Here is a 23299-nt window from a genome sequence, read left to right on the forward strand (position 1 = left end):
TATGCAATTTTTGTGCCGAATCTTAATTACTCCGGACTAACGATACAGCCAACATTGGTAGCTATGGGAAGTTCTAAGGTATCGCCAATTCTGTGACCGTCATGGTATGCAGCAAGTAAGACTTGGCTGGTTTTACCCCAAGCGATCGCACCTGTTGCATCAAGTGCGATCGCACCCAAATCCCGCTGATTATTATGTGCTTCTGCAAATGAGCGTTGCATTGCTTCTTTGAGCGACATACCGTCAGTTACACGTACTACAATCTTGGCAGCTAGACATTCATCAATAATGTCTTCCCCAATTCCAGTACAACTGACACCTGCTTTTGTAGTAGCATAATTACCCGCAGGCATCGCAGAATCACTGACTCTACCAATCCGCTCAAATCCCTTACCACCTGTAGATGTGCCAGCAGCTATTTTGCCATAGGTATCTAAAGCAACAACGCCTATCGTACCGCGTCCGGCATTGCTGGTTTCCACCAGTTCGGGTTCTGCTACCACCCCAGCCATTGTACTTTTGAAATTATCCTGACGCTCCTGTATCCATTCCTGCAAGCGCAAATCCGTTAAAGCGTTATAGCTAGGAATCTGCAACTCCCGAGCCAGTTCTGCGGAACCGTAATCTGAAAGTACTCTATCGGGGGAGGTTTGGAGAAATTGTGCCAACTGAATTGGGTTCTTCACCCGTGAAATATTAATAACACCACTAAAGCGTCCTGATGTCCCATCCATCAGAGAAGCACTCATGCGGATTTGACCATCAGATTGCAGCACCGAACCAGTACCAGCATTAAAGCGGGGGTTATCTTCCAATAATTGGCATCCTTGCACTACTGCTTCAGAAGCACTGGCTCCAGAAATTAGGAGAGAATAGACTTCCTCCACCACTGTATACAGCGCTTGGCGCACCGCCTCCACTCCACCTTTTCCGTGTAGTGAACTTCCAGCCCCTCCATGAATAATTAATTTTGGCTGCACCTGTAACTTCATATATTATTTGCGCTATTTGCGTCTGGGTGGTTTTAGTTTGAGTCAGTTTGATTTTTGACGTTAGAACGTCGACGACGGCAACGTTCTGAACAGTATTTCACTTCGTCCCAGCAATCTTGCCATTTCTTACGCCAGGTAAAGGGACGTTCGCATACCGGACAGATTTTTGTAGGCAAGTCAGATTTAGAACTTGTACGCCCCATATTAATACTGTGCAGATGAGAGAGAAAAATTGCGATCGCGATGGAAAATTATTATAACTAAATTGTTACAACGGGGGGATACTTTTTGCGAACAAATGTGGGGTTAATCCCCCTATCGGGTTATTTATAGTCATCCAACGGGGAGATTGCAGACGATTGGCAGATTTTGCGGCTCTTAATCAGTCGTTAATGTCTCTCTAGAGTAAGATTTTGGCTACATGAGCAACTATACAGACAAAGTAAAATCTCAGTGCGTGTAGGGATTTGCGATTAGCAAAAAGGCTATAATTTTGTGGGTCTAACCCCTCATAAATACAGTAAAAATTTTTTGTAATTATAAAAACTTCTCTGTCAAGGATAATTACCGAGATAAAAAAACAGCTATAGTGCTGACAGAGTAAATTACCAATTCACGAAAAACCTAATACATCTACGCAATTGCTACTTTCGAGACTACAATTGCTGCTTTTGATACTACAATTGCTGCTTTCGAGACTACAATTGCTGCTTTTGATACTACAATTGCTGCTTTTAATACTACAATTGCTACTTTTGATACTACAATTGCTGCTTTTGATACTACAATTGCTGCTTTTGATACTACAATTGCTGCTTTTGATACTACAATTGCTACTTTTGATACTACAATTGCTGCTTTTGATACTACAATTGCTGCTTTCGAGACTACAATTGCTATTTCAGCGACTTGAATTCATAATTGCGTGTCATGAATGGTTGCTATAGGTGGGCGAGATTTCCCCACCTCTAAAAATTTCCAACGCCCCATTTTAAAGTTAGCCCCTCACAGGCGATCGCATAGGCCATTCAGATCCCCGACTTCTTCAAGAAGTCGGGGATCTAGGGAAAGCTCGCACCCAATATGAAAATTCTTCTTCCTAAACCCCTAGCTATTAGGTAAACGCCAATTTAGTGTGACTCGTACTTCTCCACTGGGAAAAGCTGATATTTCCCATGCACCATCTAGAAGTTCGCAGATGACTGCATCCATGATCTTAATCCCATAGCCACCTTTTGTGATTCCAGAGGTAGATTCTGCGATCGCACCATCATTGGCGATCGCTAAACTACATCTAACACCCTCTTGCTTTAAACTAATACACACTTGGGTAGCATTACCGCGAGGCGCTTGGGCGTGTTGTATCACATTATGCAATGCTTCACGGAAAAAGCGGTAAATTTCCTCTCGTTGTTCAATCCAAACACTGCTTAATTCTGGTTCTTCAAGAGGCTGAAGTTCTGTAATTACTTTCACAGTTAACTTTCCCGAATTCACTAACTCTTGTAGTGTGATTTTAATTCCTAAATCTAACCCTTGTTGCAGTCGGGGAGTTACTTCCATTGTCTGAGCTAATCGCCGAATATTAGTTAATTTATCCCTAATTTCTTGCCCTAAAGCTGCCAATTTGTCTAAAATTACATCTACATCTAAATCAGGTGACAATTCAATTTTGTCCATCACCAGCTTTAACTCTTGCAAAGGCCCATCATGAATATCAGAAGCAATACGATTGAGGATTTTGCGGGTGCGAGAAAGAATCGCTTCTTGTTCAGCCGCCTTTAATTGTGTAATTTGATAGTTTTGCAGAGTAATAACTTCTTTTTGCTGTCCAAAAATCAAATAGATAAAAACAGATATTCCTGTTGTTGTCCATACCAACAAAGGCTGAATAATTGATAATATCCATTTATATTTCCAGAGAATTAAACATCCTCCCAAATAACCGATGAATATTCCTAAAACTATTCTTAATAAACGCCAATCTTTATACCTGTAAACAATATCATTGATTACAAGTGCCCCGAAAATAACGATGATCAACTCGAGCCATTGCGGCGGAATTTGTAAAAATGAATCTGTCATCAAACTGGCCATAAGGTTGGCCTGAATTTCTACGCCGGCTATGCTGTCGCCGAAAGGCGACAGCATAGGCATTGTATGTATGTTGTTTCCTTCTGCAAAACCAATGAAAACAACCTTATGGCGTACTTTTTGAGAGAGTTGGACAGGAGAAGCAACCAAACATTTTTGTTCTTTACTTGGCTGACAAATAGATGTCAATTCCAGAGAAGGAAAAGTTCCCGCCTTACCCCAAAAATTAATCTCTACCTGAGTTGAAATTTTAGCAATTCGTGAGGAAAGATACAAAAGTTTCTCTTGCTGTTCAAACTTTTCCAAAGCGAGAAGCGCAGCAGATTTAAAAGTTTGAATTTGATTGATTTCTTCTGAGAGAAAGAACTGACCAACTAAATGAGTGCGGCGAGCAGTGCTACTTAAATTTCTAGGCAATTCTGCTTCTGGTTCGTATTCAAAAAAACCCTGAATAGTCTCAGGATTAATTAAAGGACGAAGTTGCTCACTATCAAAAGGTAGAAGATGATTGTAGATTAAAATTCTGTTTTTTTTAGAATTGTCAATAGAATTGGTGCGCGTCACTAAAACAATTTGATCGCCATGATTTTGCACCAAATTTTTTAGAGGTCTATTTATTGGCTCAGTAATAGTGATTGGGTACTCAAACCCTGGTGCTTCTCGCCAGTCATTGCGGAGGTTCAACACGACAACAGATGCACCAGCTTCTAACAGATTTTTGGCTAAATCTGCATAGAACACTCGCCCTATAGATAGCTGTTGATTTGCTAAATCCTTGCTTTGAATTTTTACCAAAATAATTTCTTGAGGCGGAGATTTTGGGTGATGCAATCTCAGCAAAGTATCCTGAAGCTGTAACTCCAATTTCTGAACTAAAGGAATTTGCGAAAAAATGAAATTGTAAAATATACCGCAACCAATTCCTAAGCTGAGAAATTTAATTTGCCGACTTTTAGTCCACATTTGGTTACAGTTTGGGAAAAAGACGATACCGAATAATCCGATAGGGATTATTTTGAGACAAGCTGACTCCTAACTCATTCCCTGTTTGGACAAATTCCCAAGTTCCAGCATTCATCGTTACAGTTCCATTAAGATCAGTAGATTTATTTAGCTGGAATGGGGGTTCATTTTTTGAGGGGCCAGAGAGGAATTGCAGATTGTAATCTATTATACTCAAGCTTAACTCAACTGTTCCTCCTTCACCAGCACCACTGACAATTTTGCCTGTTCCTGACCAAATTTGTTGAGCAAAGGCGGGTGAACTGAGTCCCCATAGTAAAGAGGCTGTGGTGAGGATGATATGCAGTCTTTGTATAGGGAATTTCATCATTGGAGCGTGAATAAAGATGATCTCACACTTACCAGAATTAGGTTTTTAGATGGGTTCGTAAGTTGGCAATTTAATTTGCGGGAGTTCGCACATTTTTCTGTGGTGATACTCATAGATTTTTTGGTTGGGGAAAAATATTATCGATAAAAGCATTATTGGAAAAATAACCCTATGAAATTGTTAAAAACTCTTTTCTCTGTTGGAGTCATCCCAGTTATAGCTATTAGCTTTTTGAGTAAACTATATGGAGTACCATCAGCTACTGCACAGACTCAACAAATTGCTCAAAGCGAGTCTATTATTTTTGACCCTTATGTTTTTGATGCAAAATATTACATGAGTCTATATCAAGACCTAAGAGAAGAGTTTGGTCGAAATAATTTAAGTGCAGCAACCACTCATTGGAAAAAATATGGACTGCAAGAATCTAGGCAAGGTCATCCTGCTTTTAATGCCAAATATTATCTGGAGAAATATCCTGACTTAGCAGCAAACTTTGGTACTGTTAATAGAGCCGCTTATATTCGTGGAATTAACCACTGGTTAACATATGGAATCCGCGAGTGTAGACAAGGTTCTGCAAACTTTGATCCTAGCTACTACTTAGCAAATAATCCAGACGTAGCCCGTGTTTATGGGAAGTCTAACTGTAAAGGAGCTATAGATCACTGGATTAAATATGGCATAAAAGAGGGAAGACGAGGTACGCCCTAATTTTAGTGTTTTTTCTTCGCACTTTCGATAACAGGATGATTTTGGGCGATCGCACTTCCTAGTATATTCAGATCCCCGACTTCTTTAAGAAGTCGGGGATCTAGTCTCCCACGACAGCACTATGATTTCATGCGATCGCACTTTTGATAACAGGATGATTTTAGGCGATCGCACTTCCTAGTATATTCAGATCCCCGACTTCTTAGAGAAGTCGGGGATCTAGTCTTCCAGGCTAGTCATTCCCAATTTGCATGGGAATCCGTCTTTTCGGCATAAGCTTTGAATATGAGATGCTGTCTTTTAGTATTCCCTATGAAGAGTCAGGATTTCAGATCCCTCAGATCCCCGACTTCTTCAAGAAGTCGGGGATCTATCCCAGGCTAATCATCCAGCAGCAATATTTTCAAACCAACGCTATCAGGTAGGTTATGATTTGTAGTCTAATTTCAGCCATGTTTACGCAATCATCACCCAATATATGGAAGCCAAGCCACTGCTGTTTCTCGTTGTAGAAGATCATCCAGAGGTAGCCCAAAATAACTGTGATTTTTTGAAAAAATTTGACCCCTCTGCTATTTGTGACATCGCTAATACTCCCCAAGAAGCGCTAGAACGCCTACAGCTAAAAACACCAGATTTAATTGTGCTCGATTTACAATTTGGGACAAGTTATGGTTCCCAGTCGGCTAAATCTTCTTTAGAATTATTAGAGTTAATTATTGATGCTTATTCTTCTTTGAATATTCTCATCTATAGCAGTGAACCCAGTTGGCTGATGAAACTTGTCAAATCTATTAATATTCACTGCGGTGGGTTTGTGGTAGTGAATAAAATAGAACGGCGCAAATGTTTTTTGCAAGGGGTTGAAAGTGCGCTGAATGGAGAATTGAAACTTCCTAGAGAGTTACGTCAAGAATTAAACTTGAATGAGAAAGAGTTGGAAGTTCTTAAACTTCTATGTCAAGAATATTTAACAGATCAAGCGATCGCCGATCGTCTTTACATATCACTCAGGGCTGTACAAAATCATATCCAACACCTGAAAGTGAAATTGGGTATTGATGAAGTTGAGCAAAAAGACATCAATTCCCGCATTGCTTTATGTATGATAGCAGTTCAGAAAAAATTATTATTGTTTTGATTTCTCATTCCCCAATCCCCAATCAATGAACTACTAAAGGTAACAATAACCGGCTGACTACTCGGTGATCGGGTAATTGATAAATGTGCAATTCTCCTTGTAGTTGCTGCATAACATTTTGGCAGATGAGTAGATGCAAACCAGGTGGTCGATCCAAAGTGGAGATAGCCAACAAATCCTTAGGGATATCTTGATTGAGTTCTGCTAATAGTTGCGCGTCAATCTCGCCATTATCTGTAATCGAAATATCTAAGGTGCGTTGATCTACACGGCGACACCAAATATCAATTCTGCCGCCAGATGCACTACGGTTACAGGCTGCAACCAACAATTCATGCAGCACCATTTCGATTTTGACAATATCACCAGCGATCGCCATTGTGGATAAATTTACGGAATTTTGAGTACTGTTAAAATCTCCAGTACTTTTAGTTGCATCCTGATTTGTCTCTGATTGTCCCAAACCATGTACGCCTATCCAGAGCTTGTGTTGTTGGCGTAAGTGATCTACTCTTTCCATTGCACGCTTTAACAAACTAGCTATGGGCATGGTTTCCCATTTAATCTGCAATTGCCATTGCTCTAGTTTTAGCAGTTCCGTAATTGAGGCTGTTGTCTGCTCAAACTGCCTAAATATTGGCTTAGAGCGAATTTGCGTCATTTCCTGAGCCGGAATACCCAAATCATGTAGTTGTGAACTTAACAGGGTAGCAGCTCTTTGAATTTCCTCTAAACGACTATGCTTATACCAATTGAGTTGGTTTAAGTCTTGGTTTTTAGAGTCTAAAAGTTGGCTGATGCGTTTTTGCCGATGGAACCAAGCTAATTGATCAACAAGAGTTTCAGCTGCACTCAAGCTTTGCTGTGACCAATAACGCTCATGATGGTCTGCTAATAACACTACACTGGTAGGTTGATAAGCATCTGTAGTCCGTAAAACCATCACTAAAATTTGTCCAATATCAGGCCCGTTTAACCATCTTCTCGTTTGTGCAGGTAAATCATCTATGGTGACGCTGAGGTGAGGTGCTTGCGCCAAAGCCCACTGAATCACAGCTTCACTTTGCAGGAAGACAGGTGCATCAACAACAATCTCAAATCCTTCATTAATTACCCCAGGAATAATTTCTACCCGCTCCTTGCCAGCAGACCAAGATAGCATAATTGCTAGCGGACAACCGAGAACAGATGCGATATGTTGTAGGGCTGTACGTTCTAAATTATTTGCTTCTACCTCGGAGATTTGACTTTGGGTTTGTGCCAAAATCAGCAAGGATTGCTGAAAGCTTTGTAAAATTGTTTTTTGCTGCTCGTTATTACCTTGTAGCTGCCACTGACGGATAATTACACCTATTTGTTGGCTAATACTCCACAGTAGTTGTTTTTCTAGAGTTGTCCAAGTGCGATGGCTTTCATGAGCAGTCACCACAATTGCTGTGGGTGAACTACCTTGAGCGCAGTTGCAAATTAATAGAGAATGTATGTCATTCTCGCTTAAAAAGGGTCGCCAATTAAAAAAGCGCAAATCTTCATCTAGATTCTCAATTTCTACTGCTTCCGTTGCCCGTTGTAATAGTTGTCTATCTAAGTCTTTGAGGGCTTGCAGGGTAAATTTTAAAGGTCGGCGATTTTGCTGTTGGCTTTGATGAACAATTTGATAATGATTTTGATCGGGGTCGTAGCGCAACAATAAAAAGCGGCTAGTAGCGAGCCTATCTAAAACTCTTTGAGCGCAAATGCGTAAAGTCTCGTGAAGGTCATGTTCGCTATAAATAGCTTGAGCAATTTGGCTAGTTAACTGAGCATCCTCTTGAATTTGTTTGATGGTGGTTTCCATGCTTTCAGTAGGAGCTAATAGAGAAATTAACCCAGCTGCACCTTGAACAAAATTTTTGTCTGCATCTGTCCAAATCCGAGCTTGATTACCTTCTACTGCTAGAAAACCGAGTAAATCCTTGTAGCAAATAATGGGAGCTGCCAAAAGCGATCGCACTCGCAGGCGTTGCAGTAACTTGCCAGTAAAATGCGTATTTAGGGAACTCCGGGATTCACCAATCCAGACAATTTGGTTGACCGATAAAGCATAATAAAATTCGCTCAAGTCTTGGATGGGAATTTTGACTGCTGGTTGTTGGGGAGAAAAATTGCGACTGCTAGGAGAAACCTGATTGCTCATCCGACACCAAAAATAGCGTCCTTCTCTCTCAAACCAGTAAATACTTGTACGAGAAGGGGAAACGAATTCTTGGGTGGCTTCTACTACTGCTTCTAGCCTTTGTTCTAAGTTACCGAGCAGGCGTAAACTTTCCAGCAATTGCAACAATGGCTTTTCAGCGTGTTTGGTTTGCTGCTGCTGCAAATCCATCTCATATTGATAAAGTACTGCCCCTAGCTCTGCTAAAACAATTAATAGTCTGGCTTTGGCTTCTCCAGATAATAAGTAACCCCATTTTTTAGAACCTAGCAATACCACACCCATACAGTGGTCTCGATAGCGCAGAGGTAAAATCACTGTGCCTTGAATGTGGAATTTTTTAGCTATTTCTTGCAATGTTTCCGAGCGATTTTCCCCTTGTAAATCCGCTATACCCAAGGGACGCTGTTCAATGACTACTTGCTCTAATAAATCTCCTGGGGTGAGAGCTAGCTTTTGATATAAAAAATTACCATCTCTAGTAGGTAGAATACCGCCTTTACCAAACAATCTATGATTCAGGCGATCGTAAAGCGCAATCCATACTACTTCGTAGGCAAAATGCTCTTTAATATAAGAAAGAGTAATTTCAATCAGATTCTCAAGATTATTTTCTTCCCGGAGTTGTTGCAGGACTCGCCCCAAGGAAAAAATCTGTTTTTCAGCAGCTGTAGGTTTTTCTGGCGGCCCCATCTGATTATTAGTCAACATTGCTTTAATATATAAAATGCCCAGAAAAGCACCCTGAAACTCAGTTGCGTTTAAAAATAGCAGCTAAAAATAGATAGGAGAATGCGGAAAGTTATTTTCTGTTGAAATCTCAAATCCTATTTTTCCTCGCAACCCTCAATTGAATGGATATTTATCAACTAGCAATTCGTCCACTCTTGTTTAATCTGCTGAAGACAGATCCAGAGTGGCTACATGAACAGGCTGTTCACACTCTCGACTGGCTTTCTCAAACCAACGATCGCCAACCTGCTAAATTAGTAAATAATGTTCTGACGCAGTCATTGTGCTTACAAGATCCACGTTTAGAACAAACTCTATTTGGTCTCCACTTTCCCAACCCTCTGGGTTTAGCAGCAGGGTTTGATAAGAATGGCATAGCTGCCAATATTTGGTCAAGTTTTGGCTTTGGTTTTGCTGAATTGGGAACTGTAACATTTGTTCCCCAACCTGGAAATCCTCGTCCCCGCTTGTTTCGCTTACCATCAGACAAAGCTGTTCTTAACAGGATGGGCTTTAATAATAATGGTGCAGCAGCAATGGCAGCCAGGCTAACACAAGGGAAACAAGAACTTAACTTACCTATCCCCATAGGTATTAATTTAGGCAAGTCCAAGGTAACACCCCTAGAAGCATCTGCCAACGATTACCTGAATAGTTTTCGTTTGCTCAAAGACTTGGGAGACTATTTTGTAGTCAACGTATCTTCTCCAAATACCCCTGGTTTGCGATCGCTCCAAGATGCAACCATGCTCGGCGCTATCCTAGATTTATTACAACAAGAGAATAAATCACAAAAGCCGCTATTTGTCAAGATAGCGCCGGATTTAGAATGGGAAGCGATCGCCGATATTATTGCCTTAGCCAATACCTACCAATTAGCGGGGTTAATTGCCACTAACACCACTATCCGCCGAGATATCCTGAAAACTCAAATCATTGAAAAAACTGGCAACCCTGTAACTGAAGAAGCAGGTGGAATTAGTGGCGCACCATTATGCGATCGCTCCACTGAAGTTATTCGTTTTATTTGGCAGCAAACCCAAGGAAAATTGCCCATTATTGGCGTTGGTGGCATCTTTACCCCTGAAGATGCTTGGGAAAAAATTACTGCTGGTGCCAGCCTGATTCAAGTTTACACAGGCTGGATTTATGAAGGGCCATTAATGGTACGCCGCATTCTTCAAGGATTACTTTCCAAATTAGAACAAAGCGGATTAACTTCCATCAATGCAGCTATAGGTTTAGAAGCAAAAGTGAAAAATTAACAACAGTTATTTTTGAATCAGTTCTCAAAGTTTGAGTTGGGATTAAGACCTCAACTCAAACTTAATATTGGGAGAAATGAGGGTATTTGACTAACAAATGCAAAAATCCTCAATATTCACTGTTGACTGATTGTTGATGATTTTGTCTTGGCAAAAGCCTGGCAAAATTAGCAGAGAGTTTGTAGCTTTAAGCCTTATCTTCCAAGGGGAAAAACTCTTTAGTTTTTCGGGAAAATGACCAGGCAATACCATCAGGATCGCGGCTGCGGCTCCATTCTGGAAAATCAGGATCATTTCTCCGTTTATATACGGTACTGGAATAAACATTCAAACGTTTAGCTAGTTCTGATTGAATCAGAGAACCAAACACTAATTGTTTTTCCAATGGTATTGTTGGCTCTTCATGGGTTGCTGGTGGCAATAATTCATCCTGTGTCTCTTCCTCCTGCTGCTCCTGCGCTGGTGGTGGTTCCAGTAACATTTGAGCAGTTTGGACAACTGGTTGTGGAGGGAGTTCTTTTACAGGCGGTTCACTACTTTCGAGTATGCTTCCCAAGATGGTGGCATTAATAAAGTAATAAACCGGACTTTCATCTTCAGAATTCAGAATACTGGCACCAAATTCGTTGGCTTTAGTATCAAGGTAGCGTTTGGCTTGGGAGCCAGAAAAATTACCCTTGATTGCCAAGTCCATTGGTGTGACTTTACCCTGAGTTTCCAGAACCAGGCGATTGAAAATAGGATTAACTTGCTGACACCATTTTTGCCATTGAATGCGCTGCCAAGTATTGAAAGCAAAAATCACTAGCATGAAAGCCAGCAAAATTTTCCAGGTAGAAACCAGGAAAATAATCAGAAACGAAATCGGCAAAAGCAGAACGAGAAAAGCCTTCCCGCCGCCTTCTAATGTGTTTTCACTCATGCTCATGGCCGCCAAGTGAATTGTTAGGAAAGAAATAACTATTATCTTGGCAAAAATTGTGACATTTTTTTGTATCTTTTGGCAAATTTGTTGGAAAAATATAACATCAATGATTCTTATACACTGTACATAGCCTCAATATTTGGCAAAATATTGAGCTTAAATCGCTCTGATTGCAAAGCTTTTGCCAGGAAAATCTATTTTTGCCACAGTCTTAACACTGGCAAAAACAACAGCTTTCGAGTATTAAATAATACTTATAAAAAATAAGCACTCAATATCAAAATAAACTCTTGACACTTTGTATTACGCATACTACATTAAGAATACAAGGCGATGTTCCAAAAGGAGTAAGCTTTCAACGGTAGCGGATAGCTCAAATACCAGAGCGCCCACCTTGCCCGCAAGGGCCGACATATCGAGGGTTACCGCAAATAACAGAAAACATCCTTGATTGCAATTCTGGAGGTGCAGGTGAAAATCCTGCTCTGCTACACCAAATAAATTTGAGATTTAATCAAAAATCTTGATTGAAAATCCAAAATCCGTCTTGAAAAGTTTGCTACGGAGGGAAACCCTCCTTACAACTTTTGTCTTCGACACGCTACGCGAACGCAAAATCTAAAATCTAAAATTCTTCATGTGGCGGGTGGCTCAGTGGTAGAGCGCTAAACATCCTTTTTCACCCCTTGCCTGCAAAGGCCGACGAATGAGGGTTATCGATTTGGGTTCGAGAGGTCGCAGGTTCAATTCCTGCCCCGCCACCCAAAATCTCATACTAATTTGAAAAAATAATTCAACAGATATTCGTAGGGGTGGGGTCTATCCGCCTTGACGACAATCCATATAGTTTTAAATTTTCATGTGGTGGGTAGCCAAGTGGTAAGGCGCTTAACACCCTTGTTCATCTCTTGCCTGCAAAGGCCGAAGAATTGAGGGTTATCGTTTGCAAAACGAGCATCGCGGGTTCGAGTCCCGCCCCACTACACCAAATTACAGTTATGTGGCAGATGGCGAAATTGGTAAACGCACTTGAAAAAAACCTTAATTTATCACCTTGCCCGAAAGGGCCGAAGAGTTGAGGGTTATCGTAATCTAGCAACCGCAAGGTTTTGCAGCTTCAAGTCCTGCTCCGCCACACCTAAACTTAATTTTGAATTTTGAATTGTGACGTGGGTGTGTAGCTCAACTGGATAGAGCAATGAACGGGTTAATCACCCATAGTCCTTGGTTCACAAACTTGCCTGAAAAGGCCGACGAGTCGAGGGTTATCGTCAATTCATCGGTTGTAGGTTCAAATCCTACCTCACCCGCCAAAATCTAATTTTGAATTTTGCGTTCGCGTAGCGTGTCGAAGACAAAAGTTGCGTGCGGGGGTTCCCCCCGTTGAGCAAACTTTTCAAGACGAATTTTGAATTGTTATGTGGCAGGTAGCTCAGTGGTAGAGCGCCTAAAACATCCTTGTTCACTCCTTGCCTGCAAAGGCCGAAGAATGAGGGTTATCGCCTTCCAAGCGGGATGTCGCAGGTTCAAATCCTGCCCTGCCACCTTTTATTTTTGCCCGTAAGGGCCGGGAGTTAAAGCTATGAATTATAATTTCTTTACTAAAAAGAAAACAAATACGCCACAAACTCAGCCTATCCCCGGACGGGAAGCAGAGATGGTTAAGGGGCGTTCCGGCGGGTATATGTTTGAGGCTGGTATTTGGAAAATGCTGCGCCGTTGCCTATTGATTGGGACAGCAAAAAGCACTTACTATGCTGGCAAACAGGAACTAACAGAAGATTTTGTAAATGTTGTTAAACAAGCTGTAGCAGAAAATCCTGGGCGGGTTGCAGAAGAAATTCTCTATGCTAGCGATGGCCGCGCCATCAATAACAGTGCGCCTATCTTGGCTTTAGTGCTGCTGTCAATGGGTGAAACACCAGAAGCGAAAAAGGCATTTGCTGAAATCTTTGGGCAAGTTGTCCGTACTGGTAGCCACTTCTATGAATGGCTGAACTACACTAAATCTCTGCGGGGATTTGGTAAGGTAGTGCGCGAAGCTGGTAAAACTTGGCTATCGCGTGAAGATGTCAAAGGTTTGGCTTATCAACTGTTGAAATATCAACAGCGTCAAGGCTTCTCTCACCGAGATGCATTGCGGTTGTTCCATGTTAAACCACCTACAGAAACTCACCGAGAACTATTTGAGTGGGTAGTCAAAGGTTGGGAAGATTTGCCAGCAGATATACCCTCAGAAGCCTTAGCGCAGATTTGGTGGTATGAGTGGTTAAAACGTAACCCCAGCGAAACCCACACTGCGATCGCCCAAGGTCGTCTTACCCACGAAATGGCTTCACCTGTTGGTAAAATGGATCAACAAGCTTGGCAATTACTTTTCCAAGAAATGCCCATCGGTGCAATGCTGCGTAACCTTGGTTCTTTGACAGAACTGGGCGTGTTGCGAGCTGATGAGAGTGGCAATATTCTGAGAGTAGAAGCAGTTCTCAACAATCAAGAACATCTGCGTAAAGGTCGCATACATCCGATTGATGTTTTGAAAGCCCTCAAAACCTATCAATCTGGTGGTAGATTAGGGCGCAGCCAGAAAACTTGGGAACCAGTTCCGCGAATTGTAGACATCTTAGAAAAGGCGCTTGAACTATCTTTTGATGTGGTACAACCCACAGGCAAAGTTTTCATGCACGCAGTGGATGTTTCTGGTTCGATGTCTTGGGGTGTGGTAGATTCAGTGGGTTTAAGCTGCTGTGAAATCGCTACTACAATGGCGCTAGTAACAGCAAAAGCTGAGAAAAACTATATGATTCGTGGTTTTGCAACTGAATTTAGAGAACTAGGTATCACTGCCAAAGATACTTTCAGTTCTGCACTTCGCAAAGCTAGCAATCAAAACTTTGGTGGTACAGATGCTTCTGTGGCTTACGACTGGATGATTCAGAACAAGTTCAAAGCAGATGTAGTTTGCTTTTGGACTGACAATGAATCATGGGCTGGTCATAAACATCCCAGTCAAGCATTAGCACAGTATCGCCAGAAGGTGAACCCTAATGCTAAGGCAGTGTATGTCACCCTTGCACCTTACAACATTACCTTAGTAGATCCTCAAGATCCTCTTTCTTGGGATTTAGCAGGGTTCGACCCCGGGACACCTCGCATCATCCAGATGCTAGCTACAGGCGAACTTTAAAAAGACTGAAGGGTGAAATCCAAAAATTTTCATCCTTTATTGATTACCTTAAATGCAGTGGTATAAAAGAGCGTAGTTTACTATCGTAGGCATCGCTCTTTTTTTATGCATCCTCCCAGAAATAACCCTCTTGTCTTGCCTATGATGGCTAGCAAATAAATATTTTCGCTAGTTAAAGAAGCGTAATGTTGTGGTAGCTTGTTGATAGATTCTCCCGATACAGTTATGACATAACTATATCGGGAGAGTTCCTCCGTAATTGATTAGGGCAACTAAGGAGGTACAACCGATCATGACAAAAAATAGAGAGGAACCGCATCCTCAAGAAGACACAAAAAATTTTCCGTCTTTAGATAACTTGCGAGTTTTATTAGTAGATGATAATGAAGATAGCCTGTTTCTCACTACGTTTATTTTAGAAAATCAAGGATTGCAAGTCACAACAGCAACATCAGTTACACAAGCTCTAGAGACAATTAAAGACTTGAAATTTGATATCTTAATTTCTGACATTGCCATGCCAGAAATTGATGGTTATTCGTTAATTCGTAAAATTAGAAATAGCACGCTTACCGAACAAAGAGAACTGCCAGCTATAGCGCTAACTGCCCTCAGTTCCGACGAAAGTCGCAGTATGGCTCTAGCATCGGGATTTCAAAGCTATGTTAATAAACCTGTAGAACCTACTATATTAATAACCGAAATAAGACGTTTAATTAGTAATAATCAAACTACTAAATAAATTTAATTTACATAAAATACACTGTATTAATTCTGAGATAAAGACAGCTTTCCCAAAATTTTTAATGCGTTACGACTAACTTTTGAATAGAGACGCGATTAATCGCGTCTCTACAAATTTTGACTTTCGCCTTGCAGTACTACTCCTTATTCTCCATAAGTTTAATAATCCCTGCAACTAATTCTTCTGGGTTAATGGGTTTAGATAAATGCATTTGAAATCCTGCTTGGAGTGCTTGCTGTTTATCTTGACTACTAGCGAAAGCAGTAAGTGCGATCGCAGGAATTTTTCCTCCTGCTTCTGCTTTCCTAGCCCTGATCTGACGTAATAGGTTATAACCATCCATCTCCGGCATTCCAATATCGCTAATTAACACATCTGGTTTGGTTTGTTCGAGAACTTGCAAAGCAGCTAATGCGGAAGATACTGAAATTACTTCAGCCCCATCTTGTTGTAATACAAAAGCTAAAAAATCTCGTGAATCTGCATCATCATCTACAAGCAGAATTTGTACTCCAGATAGAGACAAAGAGTTACTAATTAATGACGAAGAGTTATTTTGTTCATTCAATAAAGCTAGGTTTCTGTCTTGGATTAGCGGTAAGCAAACAGTGAATGTTGCCCCTAAATTGTTACCAAGACTAGCTGCTGTGACTGTACCACCATGCATCTCGACTATATTACGAACAATAGCTAGCCCTAAACCTAATCCACCAAATTTTCTAGTAGAACTGCTATCAGCTTGGCGGAAGTAATCAAAGGCATAAGGTAAAAACTCTGCATTAATTCCTTTACCTGTATCACTAACTATGATTTGAGCATAGCCATCTACTTTGTTTAATTGCACTTCTACCTTTCCCCCTGAGGGAGTAAATTTGACAGCGTTGGAAAGCAGATTCCAAACAACTTGTTGTAAACGCGTAGAATCGCCCAAAACAGACCCTACATTCGGTGCAAAAATGGTATTGACTTGAATCGATTTAGTTTGTGCAGCTAAAGTTATAGTATCTAATGCAGATAAGATAATAGATTCTAAATGAAGGCTCTGAGTTTGTAGTGTGAGTTTACCCTGCAAAATGCTCGAAACATCCAATAAGTCTTCAATTAATTGCGTCTGTAACTTGGCATTACGTTCGATTGTTGCCAAGGCTGGAGATATTTTTTCTGGTGCTAATTTGCCACTTTGTAATAACCTAGACCAACCAAGAATGGTATTTATAGGAGTCCGTAATTCATGAGAAAGTATAGCTAGAAATTCATCTTTAATTCGATTAGCTGTTTCTGCTTTTGCTCTTGCTGCTTGTTCCAATTCCAGCAACTGGGCACGTTCTTGTTGTATTTGTTTTTGTTCTTGAATGTCTGTACAAGTACCAAACCACTTCACTACAACACCTTGTTCATCTTTGAGGGGTAAACCTCTAGCTAGTTGCCAGCGATAAGTAGCATCAGCTGCTCGTTTAAAGCGGTATTCATTTTCATATAAGATGCCACTGCTGACAGCATTTATCCACACGTAATATGCATTTTGTACGTCATCTGGATGTAATGCAGCCACCCAACCAGAACCTAAAGACTCTTCAAAAGTTAGCCCCGTATATTCAGACCATTTTTGATTAAAATAATCACATTCACCTTGAGCATTAGTTGTCCAAACAAGTTGAGGAATGGCCTCAGCTAAGTAACGGTAACGCTCTTCACTTTGCCGTAAAATTTCTAAAATACGCTGGCGTTCAGCAATTTCTAGCTGTAATTGCTCGTTAGTTTTGGTAATTTCATTAGTGCGAACAGCAACTAATTGCTCTAAATCATTTTGATATGTTCTTAATTGGGCTTCAATATTTAAGCGCTCTGCTATTTGTATTTGTAGTTGTTGATTTGCTTTTTCTAATTGAGATGGGCTAGGAAGTGCTAATGCTTGGGGAACTAAAGGTACAAGTTGTAAAGCTGTAAATAAAGATATTGTGGCAGTTACAGCTTTAATCAATCCTGATAGCCAATAAGTTGGATGCCAAAGCGTCCAAATTTCCATCAGGTGAGTAGTGCCACAAGCGACGATAAATCCACTAAATAAAAGAAAAATCCAATGAAAAGGCAAATCTTCTCTTTTGCGGACGAAGTAGAAAAGTGTAGCAGGTATAGAGTAATAAGCTAGGGCTATGAGTGCGTCAGAAATTATATGTAGCAAAACTAAATCAGTTTGCCAGAGATAGCAGTGCCCATGTGGGATAAATGGGCCTGAACTAAAAAAATTGTTCCAATATTCTGACATACACCTCGGATAATGAATTATGAAATATGAATTAAAACTGAAAATACTAAATTCTAGAATAAAAAATACGTGAAACTATAATTACCTTCTGTTTATGTTGATTTATATTACTATCTTCAATTAACAATTTTATTGCTATCGATTCTGTATCCTTGATAGATACTTGTAGCATTGCATTATTTAGTGATTTTATTATTTTTAGCAAACTGAGCGTAAAAAATCATAAGCAGTAAAAATTTATTAAGGTATTTTATGAAGGAATATGATTTAATTCTTAAACTTATTTAAGTGGGTAGATACAGGTAACCGGGAAAAAGGCATAAATGTTTACCTATTAGTGGAAATAGGCTTGAAACTCTTACGAGTAACGAATGACAAAGCGCAAAGTCTCTTGCGAGGTTTTCTGTGCTCAGAACTTTGTAAGAATAACACTCCTCAGCAGCTATCTTTAATTGCACCGCTCCACTTAATATTTCATTTGTACATTCTTATTCCCTGTTCTCTATGTGACGATTAATTTCCCAACTACTGCACTGATTGCTATAGCTGTACAACTATCAAATAAGAGTTTGATAGTTTAATTGTCTAAGCAGCTCATCATAGCTGTTGATTCTGAAAGTATCAGAAAAAGACACCCCACCAGATAAAAAGATGGTAGGGCGATTCAGTCAAAAAAGTTAATATTTGTAAATTTATATATATATATCTAAGCCGCAATATTTGTGCTCAAAATTATATCTGAAGTTACCAATAAAATTGGGGTTTTGATGTTTTCTGCCTAAACCTGTAGGTAAATGCATCTCACTTATGACAAGAATATTTACAATTTTACTACAAAATATAAAGTTTAAAGTCTAATGACAAACTATAGTTTGTGGTTGCGATCGCTATCCAAGAAATACTTTACAGAAATTAACATTAATTAGATGATTGACAATCATCATACTTGATATAGGGATCGTTATTAAACAGCCAAGAATTATTGTATAATATCAAAATTTTTCTTAATCACAAAGTCAATCATCTGCCGAATTGAGTCTTCTTACTAGAAAGAAACATAACTGCGGGAAGATGTGAAGAGAAAGAATTTTTCAGTACTCTACATATTAGTAAATATCTCGATTTAAATGCGTCCACCAAACTTATTGGCTTGTGAGTGAACGTAGAGTATTACTGCGTGGGGATCGAAATAATTAACAACCTGAAAAGTTTTCAAAGAAATGGCTTTACAAGGCTCTACTATTAATCAGGGGAAAACAGTTTCCTATGTAATTTTGATTGCCAGTGCCGCAGCGCTGGGTGGTTTTTTGTTTGGTTATGACACTGCTGTCATTAACGGTGCTGTTTCAGCTTTGTCAAAGGCCTATAATGCTAACAGCGTTATGACAGGCTTTGCAGTATCTTGTGCATTGCTAGGATCTGCTTTAGGGGCTTTTGTAGCAGGGCCGATCGCAGACCGCTATGGTCGCTTAAAAACGATGCTGGTGGCATCAGTTTTCTTTACCTTAAGTGCGATCGGTTCAGGTATTGCATTTGGAATTTGGGACTTTATTTTTTGGCGCGCTTTGGGTGGTGTGGCGGTTGGGATGGCGAGTGTGATTGCACCCGCTTACATTGCGGAAGTTGCACCAGCCCATTTGCGCGGCAGACTTGGTTCACTGCAACAGCTAGCAATTGTAGTAGGGATTTTTGTAGCCCTAGTTTGTGACTACTTGATAGCTTTAGGTGCAGGTGGATCGGCAGAAGGAATATTTTGGTTTGGCGTTCCCGCTTGGCGTTGGATGTTTTGGACAGAAGCCCCACCAGCAATTATTTACGGATTCGCGGCATTAGTGATTCCAGAGTCACCACGATACTTAGCAGCACAGGGACGATATGCAGAAGCGACCAATGTTTTAACAAAAGTTCTGGGTGGGAATGTTGAAGCAAAAATTGAAGAGATTCGCCAAACAGTTTTACGAGAACGTCGCCCCAAATTCTCTGATTTGCTAAGTCGTAGTGGTGGATTACTGCCTATTGTGTGGATTGGGATGGGATTGTCTATCCTGCAACAGTTTGTAGGCATCAATGTTATTTTCTACTACAGCAGTGTTTTGTGGCAGGCAGTCGGATTTTCTGAAAGAGATTCCCTACTAATTACAGTCATTACGGGAATCGTCAATATTGTCACAACTCTAATTGCGATCGCCTATGTTGACAAATTTGGTCGCAAACCGTTACTCATGCTAGGTTCAATTGGCATGACTGTAACATTAGGTACTTTGACTGTAGTTTTTGCCAACGCAGCGATTGATCCAGCTACAGGTAACCCCACACTTCCGGGGACAGCAGGAATCTTTGCCCTGTTAGCAGCTAATCTATATGTTGTCTTCTTTGGTTTTTCCTGGGGGCCCATTGTTTGGGTGCTGTTAGGCGAAATATTTAATAATAAAATTCGTGCTGCTGCCCTATCTATAGCTGCTGCGGTGCAGTGGATTGCGAACTTTTTAGTTTCTACGACATTTCCACCTTTACTGAAATACTTTGGTTTAGGTTCTGCCTACGGATTGTATACAATTGCATCGGCAATTTCGATATTTTTCGTTGCCTTTTTCATCAGAGAAACAAAGGGCAAAGAATTAGAGGAAATGTAAGGTATTTCCAATAAATAAATTATTCCATCTTGTGGGGCGGGCATCTTGCCCGCCATATAAACTGGGCGGACAACGGAACCGTATTACCTTATACCTCCCAAGGTGTGGTTGGAGCATCTGGATCGTCAATTGCAGCTGTAATATCTTCAATTGGGTTGTGTTGGGGAATAAAATTTCGATTGGCAACCCCTATCAACTGTTCTACAGCTTTTAGGGCTGCTGATGCAGATTGATAACGCTGCTTGTAATCTTCCAGCACCATTTTACTGAGAATCTCCGCTAAGGCTGGGTTGACAACAGCTTGTTCGCGCCATTGCAACTCTCCGTCCGCATCTCTTGCTAGTTCGTGGGGGGCGATACCAGTCAAAGCCCTAATGCCAATCATCCCAACTGCATAGATGTCACTACTGTATTGGGGACGGCCAAAACATTGCTCGTTGGGTGCATAACCCTTAGTCCCAATCCCAATGGTAAATGGAGTTTGTTCATGATTTTCGGTTTGGATTGTAGAGACTTCTTTGACTGCACCAAAGTCAATCAGTACCAATTTCCAATCTGAATGTCGGCGAATAATGTTACTAGGTTTAATATCACGGTGAATCACACCGTTTTGATGTACAAATGCCAATGTTTGCAATAAATCGCGTAAAAGTTCGATAACTGTGGTTTCTAACAGCGATTGACCTGCTGGTAATTCCCTACTTAAGGGATGACCAATGATAAATTCTTGCACTAAATAAAATTCTTCATTTTGTTCAAAATAAGCTAATAGCTGAGGAATTTGGTGATGTTTTCCCAGTTTTTCTAAGGTTTGGGCCTCGGAATTAAATAAACGTCTGGCAAGTTGCAATCCTGTAGCTTTGGTGTTGGCTGGTTTTAGCTGTTTAACTACACATTGTGGGTGACCTGGACGTTGTAAATCTTCGGCAATGTAGGTTTCGCTAAATCCCCCAGAACCGAGAACTTTGACAATTCTGTAGCGTCCACCGAGGATTTTGCCGGCTACAGCTAAATCTCGTTGTTGTAATAAATCTTGCAAGTCTTGTTGTTGACTGATGATTTCTTGCACCACCGGGGAAGTTTTATATTTTTGAAAGATATCTACTAATTGCCGCTTTTTAATGCTTTCCCTGACGATTTCGGTTCCTAGATAGGATAAGCCAATCCAGGCGATCGCTACCATTGGTACGGTGGTGGGATAAATTAACTGGTAATGTACAAATAACACGTAGCTGATGCCTCCCCAAAGAGTGGCAAAGCCAATGCTAACAATTAATCTACTGATACCTCGTTTGCGTCTAGCACAGATAATGCCAACACCACCAACTAAACCGAGTACAAATACACCTTGCAGGGGTGGACTACTAATTCCTTGAGCGATCGCTTTATCTTCGATTAAAGTGGCGATCGCGTTGGCATGAATTTCTACCCCTGACATGCGTTCGGGATACAGCCAGTTATTACCTGCCACTACTGGATGATAATCGTTACCTAACTGTGCGGTGGCTCCAATCACCACAATTTTATTTTTGAAAACCTTGCCTTGTTGCAAATAGTTTTTCCAGTTTTGCGGGTCGAGTACATACCAAAAGGGAATGGCTTCAAATGTACCTGCTGGCCCCCAAAAATGAATGCGATCGCCTTTTGGTCGCGAATATTTAATTCTGGCTGCCCTCAGTGCCGCTTCGTCAAAGGAAGGCACTTTATCTATTAAGTTATCTTGTGCTAATGATTTGTTAAATTCACTAGCTAAACGATGAATTTTGCCATCAACTTCTAGGGGAAAATTGACGGTGCCTGTAGATACAGCACCAATACGAAACATTGGTTGCGGTAGTGTCAGCTTATTAAAAGTACCTTGATGTGACTCAGAAGTTTCATATACCGAGGCTAAAGTCACCTTACTGCCATATTTTTGCAAGACTGCTTGCAGTTGGCGATCGTCTGCAGCGCCATAAGCACTTTCCGTATCAAAAATTACATCTACTGCGACAGATTTCGCACCTGCTTGCATCAATTTCCTGATGACATCAGCATAAGCAGCACGTTTAAATGGAAAAGATTTCAGTGGTTCCAGGTAAGCATACTGTTGTGGATCTGTTTTATAGTACTGTTCAGGGAATGATATAGACTGATTGTCTATGGCCAAAATCACGATGTTTTCTGGAGCTGCGATCGGCCCGCGCAGTTGAAAAAACGTAGAAAGTGCCTGACTTTCCATCAACTGCACAATGCCCAAACCAGAACTACTCAGCAGTGCTGCCCCTATTGCTGAAACACCAGTCAGCAGATGACCAAACCAAGACATTAGTTGGGTATGGTAGGTTAATGCAGTCGAAGTTGCTTTAGTTGGTTTCCCTAACTGGCTATTGGCAGCAGAGACATATTTTTTAGTTACGGTAGACGTAGGTTCTTCTGCCATATCGTGTTATTGATTGATTAAGGTACAACACTTTATATTTATTCAGACCCTATTTGAGCGAACTACATTAAATTAAGAGTTAAATGAAAAACTTATACATTTGTAAACTATCCTTTCTACTTCAGCGAATTTTTATTGGTGTGTCTTTACAGGGTCTGGCGATTAAAACACTGCCCAAATTATTCTCTAATAGCAGAGCAATCTGCGATTTTGCCACAGAACTAAGCTAAAGACACTCCCTTTGTGGATTTGGTTTCGTTTACGATCTACCAAACCCAACAAGTATGCCGTCGGTAGAAGGTTTACCAGAATTTTCCTTTGGGCAACTTCTGTTAATGCTGCAACGCTGATATTGTACAAAAATTGTGTCCTGTTATTGATGGCAAAATCAAGAGATGGGCATTAGCCTATATTCTACCTGAGAACCAATACCATACCTCTTTAGGAGTAAACTTGACTGTTATACAGTTAGGAATGCTGTTACACAGTCTATTTTATTGGTAGATTTTGATCGCAGGCTAACTCTTACACTGTCTGGGATGAAAAGGTTCAGCATCCTGCATCTGCTCTATTGTTGTTCCGATTTTTATGATTTAAAAGGGGTTAAGATAAAAGATATACATGAAGATATACTTTATAGATATTAGCAAATAGAT

At 40.6% G+C, this 23299-nt stretch carries 14 protein-coding genes and 4 tRNA genes; 10 read left to right on the forward strand and 8 right to left on the reverse strand.

What is annotated here, in order from left to right; translation table 11 throughout:
• Window positions 1–26: 26 nt before the first annotated feature.
• The 4 genes from AACU25_RS23605 to AACU25_RS23620 all read right to left on the reverse strand — a co-directional run bounded on the left by AACU25_RS23605 (window position 27) and on the right by AACU25_RS23620 (window position 4419).
• Window positions 27–992: an isoaspartyl peptidase/L-asparaginase gene (locus AACU25_RS23605; protein ID WP_096579821.1), complete on the reverse strand. Its 966-nt coding sequence runs from the start codon at window positions 990–992 to the stop codon at window positions 27–29.
• A gap of 32 nt (window positions 993–1024) precedes the next feature.
• A complete protein-coding gene (locus AACU25_RS23610; protein WP_096579823.1) occupies window positions 1025–1195 on the reverse strand; it encodes a DUF2256 domain-containing protein in 171 nt (56 codons plus the stop codon).
• 904 nt (window positions 1196–2099) lie between these two features.
• Entirely contained in the window at window positions 2100–4049 is a 1950-nt protein-coding gene (locus tag AACU25_RS23615; protein WP_096579827.1) for a sensor histidine kinase, read from the reverse strand.
• Between the two features lie 4 nt (window positions 4050–4053).
• Window positions 4054–4419 (reverse strand): hypothetical protein, encoded by a 366-nt coding sequence (locus AACU25_RS23620; RefSeq protein WP_190445730.1) that lies wholly within the window; start codon window positions 4417–4419, stop codon window positions 4054–4056.
• A 171-nt stretch (window positions 4420–4590) separates the two neighbouring features.
• Here AACU25_RS23620 and AACU25_RS23625 point away from each other — a divergent pair, with 171 nt between their 5' ends.
• Window positions 4591–5133, forward strand: coding sequence for a hypothetical protein (locus AACU25_RS23625; protein ID WP_096579831.1), 543 nt, complete (start codon window positions 4591–4593; stop codon window positions 5131–5133).
• A gap of 478 nt (window positions 5134–5611) precedes the next feature.
• A complete protein-coding gene (locus AACU25_RS23630; RefSeq protein ID WP_096579833.1) occupies window positions 5612–6274 on the forward strand; it encodes a response regulator transcription factor in 663 nt (220 codons plus the stop codon).
• A 22-nt stretch (window positions 6275–6296) separates the two neighbouring features.
• Here the strand turns inward: AACU25_RS23630 and AACU25_RS23635 are convergent, their stop codons facing one another.
• The gene (locus AACU25_RS23635; protein WP_321206672.1) at window positions 6297–9179 is read right to left on the reverse strand and encodes a sensor histidine kinase; all 2883 of its coding nucleotides are present in this window, start codon (window positions 9177–9179) and stop codon (window positions 6297–6299) included.
• Window positions 9180–9322: 143 nt separating this feature from the next.
• Between AACU25_RS23635 and AACU25_RS23640 the strand changes: the two genes are divergently transcribed.
• Window positions 9323–10465 (forward strand): quinone-dependent dihydroorotate dehydrogenase, encoded by a 1143-nt coding sequence (locus AACU25_RS23640; RefSeq protein WP_096579837.1) that lies wholly within the window; start codon window positions 9323–9325, stop codon window positions 10463–10465.
• Between the two features lie 187 nt (window positions 10466–10652).
• Here AACU25_RS23640 and AACU25_RS23645 read toward each other — a convergent pair whose 3' ends face one another.
• Window positions 10653–11387 carry a hypothetical protein gene (locus AACU25_RS23645; protein ID WP_096579839.1) on the reverse strand — a complete coding sequence of 245 codons (735 nt, stop codon included), beginning with the start codon at window positions 11385–11387 and terminating at the stop codon, window positions 10653–10655.
• Window positions 11388–12030: 643 nt separating this feature from the next.
• On the opposite strand from AACU25_RS23645, the gene AACU25_RS23650 reads away from it, so the two are divergent.
• The 6 genes from AACU25_RS23650 to AACU25_RS23675 all read left to right on the forward strand — a co-directional run bounded on the left by AACU25_RS23650 (window position 12031) and on the right by AACU25_RS23675 (window position 15319).
• Window positions 12031–12155: transfer RNA gene (locus AACU25_RS23650), tRNA-OTHER, on the forward strand.
• A gap of 97 nt (window positions 12156–12252) precedes the next feature.
• Window positions 12253–12374: transfer RNA gene (locus tag AACU25_RS23655), tRNA-Cys, on the forward strand.
• Window positions 12375–12561: 187 nt separating this feature from the next.
• Window positions 12562–12703, forward strand: a tRNA-OTHER gene (locus AACU25_RS23660).
• Between the two features lie 108 nt (window positions 12704–12811).
• Window positions 12812–12935 (forward strand) — tRNA-OTHER (locus AACU25_RS23665).
• Window positions 12936–12972: 37 nt separating this feature from the next.
• Entirely contained in the window at window positions 12973–14577 is a 1605-nt protein-coding gene (locus AACU25_RS23670; protein WP_096579841.1) for a TROVE domain-containing protein, read from the forward strand.
• 292 nt (window positions 14578–14869) lie between these two features.
• Window positions 14870–15319, forward strand: a complete 450-nt coding sequence (locus tag AACU25_RS23675) for a response regulator (protein ID WP_096579843.1) — start codon at window positions 14870–14872, stop codon at window positions 15317–15319.
• A 139-nt stretch (window positions 15320–15458) separates the two neighbouring features.
• Here the strand turns inward: AACU25_RS23675 and AACU25_RS23680 are convergent, their stop codons facing one another.
• Window positions 15459–17588: a hybrid sensor histidine kinase/response regulator gene (locus AACU25_RS23680; protein ID WP_096579845.1), complete on the reverse strand. Its 2130-nt coding sequence runs from the start codon at window positions 17586–17588 to the stop codon at window positions 15459–15461.
• 1220 nt (window positions 17589–18808) lie between these two features.
• Here AACU25_RS23680 and AACU25_RS23685 point away from each other — a divergent pair.
• Entirely contained in the window at window positions 18809–20221 is a 1413-nt protein-coding gene (locus AACU25_RS23685) for a sugar porter family MFS transporter (RefSeq protein ID WP_096579847.1), read from the forward strand.
• Window positions 20222–20309: 88 nt separating this feature from the next.
• Here AACU25_RS23685 and AACU25_RS23690 read toward each other — a convergent pair whose 3' ends face one another.
• Window positions 20310–22643, reverse strand: coding sequence for a serine/threonine-protein kinase (locus tag AACU25_RS23690; protein ID WP_096579849.1), 2334 nt, complete (start codon window positions 22641–22643; stop codon window positions 20310–20312).
• Between the last annotated feature and the right edge of the window lie 656 nt (window positions 22644–23299).

It is taken from the genome of Tolypothrix tenuis PCC 7101 (genome assembly GCF_963874875.1).
GTDB lineage: Bacteria > Cyanobacteriota > Cyanobacteriia > Cyanobacteriales > Nostocaceae > Aulosira > Aulosira tenue.

What these genes read in the sequence shown, in the direction of transcription:
- AACU25_RS23605 (WP_096579821.1), bottom strand. Translation starts at nt 992, where the DNA reads ATGAAGTTACAGGTGCAGCCAAAATTAATTATTCATGGAGGGGCTGGA.
- AACU25_RS23610 (WP_096579823.1), bottom strand. Translation starts at nt 1,195, where the DNA reads ATGGGGCGTACAAGTTCTAAATCTGACTTGCCTACAAAAATCTGTCCG.
- AACU25_RS23615 (WP_096579827.1), bottom strand. Translation starts at nt 4,049, where the DNA reads ATGTGGACTAAAAGTCGGCAAATTAAATTTCTCAGCTTAGGAATTGGT.
- AACU25_RS23620 (WP_190445730.1), bottom strand. Translation starts at nt 4,419, where the DNA reads ATGATGAAATTCCCTATACAAAGACTGCATATCATCCTCACCACAGCC.
- AACU25_RS23625 (WP_096579831.1), top strand. Translation starts at nt 4,591, where the DNA reads ATGAAATTGTTAAAAACTCTTTTCTCTGTTGGAGTCATCCCAGTTATA.
- AACU25_RS23630 (WP_096579833.1), top strand. Translation starts at nt 5,612, where the DNA reads ATGGAAGCCAAGCCACTGCTGTTTCTCGTTGTAGAAGATCATCCAGAG.
- AACU25_RS23635 (WP_321206672.1), bottom strand. Translation starts at nt 9,179, where the DNA reads ATGTTGACTAATAATCAGATGGGGCCGCCAGAAAAACCTACAGCTGCT.
- AACU25_RS23640 (WP_096579837.1), top strand. Translation starts at nt 9,323, where the DNA reads ATGGATATTTATCAACTAGCAATTCGTCCACTCTTGTTTAATCTGCTG.
- AACU25_RS23645 (WP_096579839.1), bottom strand. Translation starts at nt 11,387, where the DNA reads ATGAGTGAAAACACATTAGAAGGCGGCGGGAAGGCTTTTCTCGTTCTG.
- AACU25_RS23670 (WP_096579841.1), top strand. Translation starts at nt 12,973, where the DNA reads ATGAATTATAATTTCTTTACTAAAAAGAAAACAAATACGCCACAAACT.
- AACU25_RS23675 (WP_096579843.1), top strand. Translation starts at nt 14,870, where the DNA reads ATGACAAAAAATAGAGAGGAACCGCATCCTCAAGAAGACACAAAAAAT.
- AACU25_RS23680 (WP_096579845.1), bottom strand. Translation starts at nt 17,588, where the DNA reads ATGTCAGAATATTGGAACAATTTTTTTAGTTCAGGCCCATTTATCCCA.
- AACU25_RS23685 (WP_096579847.1), top strand. Translation starts at nt 18,809, where the DNA reads ATGGCTTTACAAGGCTCTACTATTAATCAGGGGAAAACAGTTTCCTAT.
- AACU25_RS23690 (WP_096579849.1), bottom strand. Translation starts at nt 22,643, where the DNA reads ATGGCAGAAGAACCTACGTCTACCGTAACTAAAAAATATGTCTCTGCT.